Annotated in this window: 10 protein-coding genes; 3 read left to right on the plus strand and 7 right to left on the minus strand. The window is 73.6% G+C overall.

Annotated elements, in window-relative coordinates; all coding sequences use genetic code 11:
• Together WMI84_RS15470 and dprA are read left to right on the plus strand one after the other, a co-directional pair.
• The coding region (locus tag WMI84_RS15470; protein ID WP_347354670.1) for an ATP-binding protein at positions 1 to 756 on the plus strand (756 nt) is incomplete at its 5' end.
• Positions 753 to 1,871, plus strand: a complete 1,119-nt coding sequence (gene dprA, locus WMI84_RS15475; protein ID WP_347354671.1) for a DNA-processing protein DprA — start codon at positions 753 to 755, stop codon at positions 1,869 to 1,871. The genes WMI84_RS15470 and dprA, both read left to right, overlap by 4 nt.
• Before the next feature lie 10 nt (positions 1,872 to 1,881).
• On the opposite strand, the gene WMI84_RS15480 is transcribed toward dprA, so the two are convergent.
• The 6 genes from WMI84_RS15480 to trmD form a co-directional block, all read right to left on the minus strand.
• Complete coding sequence (locus WMI84_RS15480) at positions 1,882 to 2,205, minus strand: DUF2469 domain-containing protein (protein ID WP_347354672.1); 324 nt, start codon at positions 2,203 to 2,205, stop codon at positions 1,882 to 1,884.
• Positions 2,206 to 2,212: 7 nt separating this feature from the next.
• Positions 2,213 to 2,956: a ribonuclease HII gene (locus tag WMI84_RS15485; protein WP_347354673.1), complete on the minus strand. Its 744-nt coding sequence runs from the start codon at positions 2,954 to 2,956 to the stop codon at positions 2,213 to 2,215.
• A gap of 7 nt (positions 2,957 to 2,963) precedes the next feature.
• The gene (gene lepB / locus WMI84_RS15490; protein ID WP_347354674.1) at positions 2,964 to 3,833 is read right to left on the minus strand and encodes a signal peptidase I; all 870 of its coding nucleotides are present in this window, start codon (positions 3,831 to 3,833) and stop codon (positions 2,964 to 2,966) included.
• Complete coding sequence (gene lepB, locus WMI84_RS15495) at positions 3,833 to 4,618, minus strand: signal peptidase I (RefSeq protein ID WP_347354675.1); 786 nt, start codon at positions 4,616 to 4,618, stop codon at positions 3,833 to 3,835. Before lepB (WMI84_RS15495) ends, lepB (WMI84_RS15490) begins: the two co-directional genes overlap by 1 nt.
• 10 nt (positions 4,619 to 4,628) lie before the next feature.
• Complete coding sequence (rplS, locus tag WMI84_RS15500; protein WP_347354676.1) at positions 4,629 to 5,006, minus strand: 50S ribosomal protein L19; 378 nt, start codon at positions 5,004 to 5,006, stop codon at positions 4,629 to 4,631.
• Positions 5,007 to 5,245: 239 nt separating this feature from the next.
• Entirely contained in the window at positions 5,246 to 6,418 is a 1,173-nt protein-coding gene (trmD, locus tag WMI84_RS15505) for a tRNA (guanosine(37)-N1)-methyltransferase TrmD (protein WP_347354677.1), read from the minus strand.
• Positions 6,419 to 6,644: 226 nt separating this feature from the next.
• Between trmD and WMI84_RS15510 the strand changes: the two genes are divergently transcribed.
• Positions 6,645 to 7,313 carry an O-methyltransferase gene (locus WMI84_RS15510; protein ID WP_347354678.1) on the plus strand — a complete coding sequence of 223 codons (669 nt, stop codon included), beginning with the start codon at positions 6,645 to 6,647 and terminating at the stop codon, positions 7,311 to 7,313.
• A 67-nt stretch (positions 7,314 to 7,380) separates the two neighbouring features.
• Here the strand turns inward: WMI84_RS15510 and rimM are convergent, their stop codons facing one another.
• Positions 7,381 to 7,923: a ribosome maturation factor RimM gene (rimM, locus tag WMI84_RS15515; RefSeq protein WP_347354679.1), complete on the minus strand. Its 543-nt coding sequence runs from the start codon at positions 7,921 to 7,923 to the stop codon at positions 7,381 to 7,383.
• Positions 7,924 to 8,038 lie beyond the last annotated feature (115 nt).

The raw sequence follows: 8,038 nt of genomic DNA on the forward strand, positions 1-8,038 counted from the left end.
GGCAGCGGCCACGTCCGGCCCGGCGCCATCACGCAGGCACACTGCGGGGTCCTGTTCCTGGACGAGACACCCGAGTTCTCCAAGGCCGTGTTGCAGGCCCTGCGCACGCCGATCGAACGGGGGGTCGTCACGATCGCCAGGGCGCAGGAGTCGGTCACCTTCCCGGCCCGCTTCCAGCTGGTCCTTGCCGCCAACCCGTGCCCGTGCGGTAACGGCTGGGGCAAGGGCCTGGACTGCACCTGCTCACCGCTGATGCGGCGCAACTACTTCGCCAGGATCTCCGGCCCGCTGCTGGACCGGGTGGACCTGCAGGTCCACGTGCAGCCGCCCGGGCTCGCCTTGGCCGCCCAGCCGACCGGGGAGCCCAGCAAGGTGGTGGCAGCCCGGGTCGGCGAGGCCAGGGCGGTCCAGCAGGAGCGGTGGTCGGGCGAGCTCCGTGCCGCTCGCGGGCCGGGAGGCGCTCGCGGGCTGGTGGGAGAGCGCGGACGGGAGGGCGTGCACGGGCTGGAGGGGGTGCGCGGGCTCAATGCCCGGGTACCCGGTTCGGTCCTGCGAGGTGCGCCATGGCGGCTGCCGGGTGCGGACGCGGCCGCCCTCGACCGGGCGCTCGAGCGGGGCGCCGTGAGCCTGCGCGGCTACGACCGTACGCTGCGGGTCGCGTGGACGATCGCTGACCTGACCGGGCTGCCGCGACCACGACGCGACACCGTGGAGCTGGCCCTGTCCCTGCGGATGCGGACGGCGGTGGCGGCGTGACCGGCGGGACCAGCGAGCAGTGGAGCGCGGATCGTTGGGCCCGGGCCGCGCTGTCGCGGCTGGCCGAGCCCGGGGACAAGATGGTCCACGCCCTACTGGCCGACGACGGGCCGGTCGGAGCGCTGGCGCGCATCCGGTCGGGACACGGTGACCTGCGACGGTTCGCCGAACGGGTCCGCCGCCTCGACGTCCGGCGCGACGTGGCGATCGCCCTCAAGGTCGGGGCCCGGCTCGTGGTTCCCGGCGACCTCGAGTGGCCCGAGGGGCTGCAGGACCTGCCGGTCCCGCCCTGGTGCCTGTGGGTGCGAGGGCCGGAGCAGCTCGGACCGGCGGTCGAGCGGTCCGTCGCCGTGGTCGGCGCACGGGCAGCCACCCCCTACGGCGAGACCCAGGCCGCGGAGCTCGCCGCGGCCCTGGCCACGGCAGGGTGGACGGTGGTGTCCGGGGCCGCCTACGGGATCGACGGCGCGGCCCACCGTGGGGCGCTCGCCGTGGACGGTCGCACCGTGGCGGTGCTGGCCAGTGGCGTCGACCGGGTCTACCCGGCGGCGCACGCTGCGTTGCTGGGGCGCATCGCGCAGACCGGCTGCATCGTCTCGGAGGTGGCGCCCGGGAGCGCACCGATGGGGTCGCGGTTCCTGTCCCGCAACCGCCTCATCGCGGCGATGACGAGGGGCACGATCGTCGTCGAGGCGGGGGTCCGCTCCGGCTCCCTGCAGACACTCAACCGGGCGACCGACCTCAACCGTCCCGTGGGCGCGGTGCCGGGACCGGTCACCTCGATGACCTCGGCGGGGTGCCACAACGCGATCCGCAACAAGGGGGCAGTGCTGGTCACGAGCGCCGCAGAGGTGGTCGAGCTGGTCGGTCGGATCGGTGAGGGAGTCCTGGACGAGCCGCGCGGGCCGGTACTGCCTGCGGACGAGCTGGACCCGCACGACGCCAGGGTGCACGAGTGCCTGCCACGGTGCGGCGGCCTCGACCTGGACGCCCTGCTCAGCGCCACCGCGCTGACCCCGATGGTGGTCCTCGCCGCGTTGGCGCGGCTCGAGGAGGCCGGGCTGGCGGTCCGCAAGGACGGCCGGTGGCGCAAGATCTCCAGCGCTCGACCCTGAGCCGGCCTGCTCAGCCGCCGAAGTCGCCCGACTCCGGCATCTTGATGTCCGGCTTCGGCAGCTCCTCGATGTTGACGTCCTTGAACGTCACGACGCGCACGTTCTTCACGAACCGGGCGGGCCGGTAGATGTCCCAGACCCAGGCGTCGCTCATCGTCACGTCGAAGAAGACCTCGCCTCCGTCGGTGCGCACCTTCATGTCCACGGAGTTCGCAAGGTAGAATCGCCGCTCGGTCTCGACGACGTGGGTGAACAGGCCGACGACGTCGCGATACTCCTTGTAGAGCTGCAGCTCCATCTCGGTCTCGTACTTCTCGAGGTCTTCCGAACTCACCGACCACTCACCCGACCGTCGTTCCCGTCGTGGCTCCCCGGTTGGGCGCCATCTGGTCATCATGCCCGACACCGGGCAGCCGCCACGACCTGCGGTGCAGCTCGCACGGGCCGAGGCGCGCCAGCGCCTCGAGGTGCTCCGGTACCGCATACCCCTTGTTCAGCCGCCAGCCGTATGCCGGGTGCCGGCCTCCCAGCGCCACCATCAGCTCGTCCCGCTCGACCTTCGCGAGCACGCTGGCGGCCGCGACGGACGAGCATCTCAGGTCGGCCTTGACCATCGTCGTGACCGGTGGCGTCGCCGGTCCGACCGGCTCGACGAAGGCCAGCAGCCCGACGTCGGTCGGTGCCGTGAGCCAGTCGTGGTTGCCGTCCAGGATGACCAGATCGGGGGTGACCTCCAGCGCGGCGAGGGCGCGCAGCCCGGCCAGGCGCAGGGCAGCCATGATGCCCACCTCGTCGATCTCGTCCGGGCCCGAGTGCCCGACCGCGTGGGCGAGCGCCCAGCCGTGGATGCGCGGCACGAGGCCTCGGCGGGCTCGCTCGGTCAACAGCTTGGAGTCGCGCACCCCGGTCGGAGCGCTGCGGACCGTCTCGTCGATCACGACGACGCCGACCGTGACCGGGCCGGCGAGCGCGCCGCGCCCGACCTCGTCCATGCCGGCCAGCAGCCGGTGACCCTGGCGCTGCAGCTGCCGCTCGACGCGCAGGGACGGCTTCTTCGACGGTCCGGGCCGGGCGGGGGGCGGCATGGCGTGCTCAGGTCGCCGGCGCCGGCTTGGCCGCCGTGCTCTTCGCGGGTGCCTTGGGCAGGTCGGTCGGCCGGACCGCGGACGGTGCGGGCACCTTCTCGAAGGTCCGGCTGGGCACGCCGAGCCAGGTCACGTGGTCGATGGGCCAGACGATGAACAGGGCCCGCCCGACGATCTTGGACATGGGGACCGAGCCGTCCTTGCCGCCCGAGTCGTCGTCGTGGAACCGCGAGTCGGACGAGTCGGAGCGGTGGTCGCCCATGACCCAGATGCTGTCCGGGGGCACCACGATGTCGAACGGCTGGTCGCTGGGGTGGTCGCCCGGCTTGATGTACGGCTCGGTGATCTCGACGCCGTTCACCCTGATCTTGCCCTTGCCGTCGGCCTGGACGTGATCGCCCGGCAGGCCGATGACCCGCTTGATGAGGTGGTTCTCGGAGTCCTCGGGGAGCAGGCCGACGAAGACGAGCAGCTCGTGGAACGGACCGCCGAGGGTCGAGGGCTGGCTGTACTGCGCGCCCTGGAGCCAGGGGCGGGGCTTGCCCGGGTCCTCGAAGACCACGACGTCGCCGCGACGCAACTCGAACGGCCCGGGCGTGAGCTTGCTGACGATGACCCGGTCGTCGGGGACCAGCGTGTCCTCCATGGAGCCGGAGGGAATGTAGAACGCCTGGAACAGCCACGTCTTGACCACGAAGGACAGCGCCATGGCCAGCACCACGACGATGACGATCTCGCGCAGTCCGGCCAGCAGGGAGGCCCCGAAGCCGCGCGGGCTCGGTGCCGGGTCCCTTCCCGCGTCGGGGTCCTCGGCGTCGACGCCGGGGCGGCCCGGCGAACCTGCGTCGGGAGAGCGCTCGGGGTGCTGCGTCGACATCACTGACCGTTCCGTGGGATCGCGGACAAGGGGACTGGCGAGAAGGTACCGATCCGGTCGGGCGGCCAGTATCGCACCCGAACCTGACCGATGATGTCCCCTCCGGGCACCATGCCGCCACCCGGCGCGCCCAGCTGGGACCGGGAGTCGGCAGAGGCCGAACGGTGGTCGCCCATGACCCAGAAGCGGTCCGGTGGCAGGGTCACCTCGAAGGTGGTGGCGCTCGGAGGGTCACCGGGATACAGGTACGGCTCGTCCACCGCGACGTCGTTCACCGTGATCCGGCCGTCGCCCGCGCAGCAACGGACGTGGTCGCCCGGCAGCCCGACGACACGCTTGACGTAGTCGGTGTCGGGCCCTTCGCCGACGATGCTGCCCACGGTCCCGATGGCCCGGTCGAGCAGGCCCGAGGTGGGCTCGCCCAGGTGGAACGCGGCCGAGGCGTCGAAGACGACGACGTCACCCCGCCGTAGGTCGTCGGGTGAGCCGAGGCGGTCGACGAGGATACGGTCGCCGACCTGCAGGGTCGGCTCCATCGAGCCGGTCGGGATCGAGTACGGCACGACGAGGAAGACCCGCACGAGCACGGCCGCGACGAGGACCACCGCCGGCAGCACGAGCCACCGCAGCCTCCGGTCGCGGGCCCGGCGGCGGGCCGCGCCTCCCCCGGGGCCGTCGGGGCGCTGCCGCGAGGGCGACGCGGTGGACGTGCCCCGCCCGTCCGCCCCGCCGCCCGGCGACAGGCCGGAGCCCGGCTGCGCCCCGCCGTGCCGCCCGGAGATCAACGAGCCGCTGTCACTGGGGCTTGCGAGCCGTCCTGGCCGGCACGTTCTCGCGCTTCTCCTTGATCTTGGCGGCCTTGCCGCGCAGCCCACGCAGGTAGTACAGCTTCGCCCGCCGCACGTCACCGCGGGTGACGACCTCGATCCGGTCGATGATCGGGGTGTGCAGGGGGAAGGTGCGCTCCACGCCGACCCCGAAGGAGACCTTGCGGACCGTGAAGGTCTCGCCGACCCCGCCGCCGTGCCGCCGGATCACGATGCCCTGGAAGACCTGGACCCGTGAGCGCGTGCCCTCGATGACCTTCACGTGTACCTTCACGGTGTCGCCGGCGCGGAAGTCGGGTACGTCGTCACGCATCGACGCGGCGTTCAGCTCGTCGAACTGGTGCATGGCTGGTTCGCTTTCTCACGGTGCCACGGGTCACCGAGGGATGATCTGCATCGGCGCGTCCGTCGGGCCGCGTCGGCCCGGTCGGTGACCGGGCCGCACTCCCCCCGTGGCAGGGGCCGTCGAGTCCGGACGCAAGGCGCAATTCTGCCAGAGGCCGGGCCCGGGCCGAAATCACGGCGCGCCCGGTCCCGGAGCGAGCGCCGCCATCCCGGGTCCCGCCCGCACCGACCACCCCGGGCTCACCCGATCGCGGCGGGGTCGCGGCGGGCCTCGTGCAGGACCAGTGGCCTGACCCAGCGACCGTCGCGACGGTGGTAGCCCGCGCGACGGTACGTCCGGGCCCTCCCGGGCGAGGGGCGCGGGTCGTCCACGACCAGCTCGCGTATGCCGCTCACCGCGGTCCGCTCGGCCACCTGCAGCAGCTGCCCGGCCAGGGAGTCGTCGGCCACGGGGTCGTCGGCCAGGTCCGGCACCAGCACGGGCGCCGCGACCCGCAGCGTCCCCCCGTCTTCCTGCAACCGCACCGCCCCCAGCAGCCGGCCGGCCCGGCGAGCCAGCCAGGTCGTGCCGGTCGCCAGGCCCGCACGAAGGCTCTCCGACGAGGTCGGGCGACCCCGCGCGTGCAGGACGGTGAGCAGCTCGGGCAGGTCCCCCGCGGTCGCGACGCCCAGCTCGACCCGGCCGTCGACGGCGGACGGGTGCAGCAGGTCGGGTCGGAGTGCCGCCGTCCGGGTCATCCGCTGCTGGTGCCGCCACCCGGCGATGGCCGCGTGGTCGCCGGAGAGCAGCACGTCGGGGACCAAGCGGCCACGCCACTGTCGGGGCCGGGTGTAGAGCGGGTACTCGAGCAGCCCGTCCTCATGGGACTCCTCGAGCAGAGACTCCGCGTTGCCGACCACACCCGGCACGAGGCGCGCCACGGCCTCGACGATGGCGAGCACGGCCACCTCGCCGCCGCACAGCACGTAGTCGCCCAGGCTCACCACCGAGACGGGGAGGCCGAGGTCCTCACGGGCGTAGTCGTACACCCGCTCGTCGATGCCCTCGTAGCGGCCGCAGGCGAACGCGAGCCACGGCTCGGCGGCCAGCTCACGAGCGCGCGCCTGGGTGAACGGGGCCCCGCCGGGTCCGGGCACGACCAGCCGCGGCCCGCCCGGCGTGCTCGCGTCGCGCGTCGCGACGACGTGTCCCAGTGCCTCGGCCCACGGCTCCGGCTTCATCACCATCCCGGCGCCGCCGCCGTAGGGCGCGTCGTCGACCGTCCGGTGCCGGTCGTGGGTGAAGTCGCGCAGGTCGTGCACCCGCACGTCCAGCAGCCCGTCCGTGCGCGCCCTGCCGACCAGCGAGAGGTCCAGCGGCGCGAGGTAGTCGGGGAAGATCGACACCACGTCGATCCGGAGGGCTGCGGCCATGGCGCGCATTGTGCCACTGCCGCCGCACCGTCGGGCCCGCGCTCGGCGCCACCGGCACGGGCCGAGCTGTCGCCGGGATGGCCGGGGTGGTCGCCGAGGACGCCCCGGTTCGCCGCGTCGCCGATCGCGGTGTCGCCGGGTTACCAGGGGCGGTCGCTCGGGCCGCGGCACCATCGGGGCTCCCGCCCGTTGGCCTGCAGCGCGTCGACGGACGAGGATGGCCGGTATGAGCACCGAGACCTGGTCTGCCGTCGACGCCTGGTTCGCCGAGCGCCTCCGCCCCCGCGACGAGCTGCTGGCCGGCGCGGTCGCGGCGGGTGCGGCGCTCCCCCAGATCCAGGTGTCGGACCTGCAGGGCGGGTTCCTGGCGGTGCTGGCCCGAGCGATCGGCGCTCGGCGGATCCTCGAGATCGGCACGCTCTTCGGCTTCTCCACGATCGTGCTGGCCCGCGCCCTTCCCGAGGACGGCCACCTGACCAGCCTCGAAGCCTCCGCCGAGCACGCCCGCGTGGCCCGGGGCAACCTCGAGCTGGCCGGTCTCGCAGACCGGGTGGAAGTGCGGCTGGGCCGGGCGCTGGACAGCCTGGACCGACTGGCCGACGAGCAGGTCGAACCGTACGACCTGGTCTTCGTCGATGCCGACAAGCGGCACAACCCGCAGTACTGGGCGTGGGCCCTGCGGCTCACCCGGCCGGGCGGGGTGGTCGTCGTCGACAACGTGGTGCGCGACGGGCGGGTGCTCGATGCGGCCAGCACCGACCCGGACGTAGTCGGTACGAGGGAGCTGACCGACGCCGTGGCCCGTGCCGTTTCCGACGGGAAGGTCGTGGCGACCGTCCTGCAGACCGTCGGGTCGAAGGGCTGGGACGGCTTCCTGGTCGCGACCCTCTCCTGAGCGGCACGGCCACGCTGCGGCGCCGGCCGGGCGCGGTCGGGTCCGCGCGTCCTGCGCCGCAGAGCACTCAACCGTTCCGGTAGAGGTCGAACAGCCCGGGCGGCGCCGCCACCACGACATGGTCGCCCGCCACCTCCGGCACGATCGCCTCGACGAAGGGGACCTGGGCGGTCACCCCGTCGGCCAGCTCGACGACGAGCCGGTCCTGGGCCGCGCCCACCTCGAGCCCGGTGACCCTCCCGATGACGTCCCCGGCCGGGTCACGCACCTCCAGACCGACCAGGTCGTCCTCGTACCAGGCGTCCTCGTCGAGGCGGGTCGCGGCGCCGTCGTCGGCCGCGGCGTCCAGGACGAGCCGGACCCCCCGCAGCCCCTCCGCGCCGGTCCGGTCCGTGACCTCCTCGAAGGCGACCAGCCAGATCCCCTGGTGCACGCGGGTGGAGCGAACCGTGAGGTGTCCCGGCGTGCCGGACCCGGCGGGCGCCCTCGTGCGAAGGGCGGCGCCGACGGCGAGGCGGTGCTCTGGGTCGTCCGTGTACAGCCGCACGGTCACCTCTCCGCGCAGTCCGTGCGGCTTGCCGATCTGCGCGACCACCCGCTGCTCAGCCACCGACCGGTCCTTTCCGTGCTCACGTTCGTCGTCTCGGCAGGCGTCCGGGCCGGCGGCACGCCCGAGGCGACGGACGGGACCGGCCGGCTGGGCGGCATACCCGCACGTCGGCGAC

Origin of the sequence: Intrasporangium sp. (assembly GCF_039812505.1) — a bacterium.
GTDB lineage: Bacteria > Actinomycetota > Actinomycetes > Actinomycetales > Dermatophilaceae > Intrasporangium_A.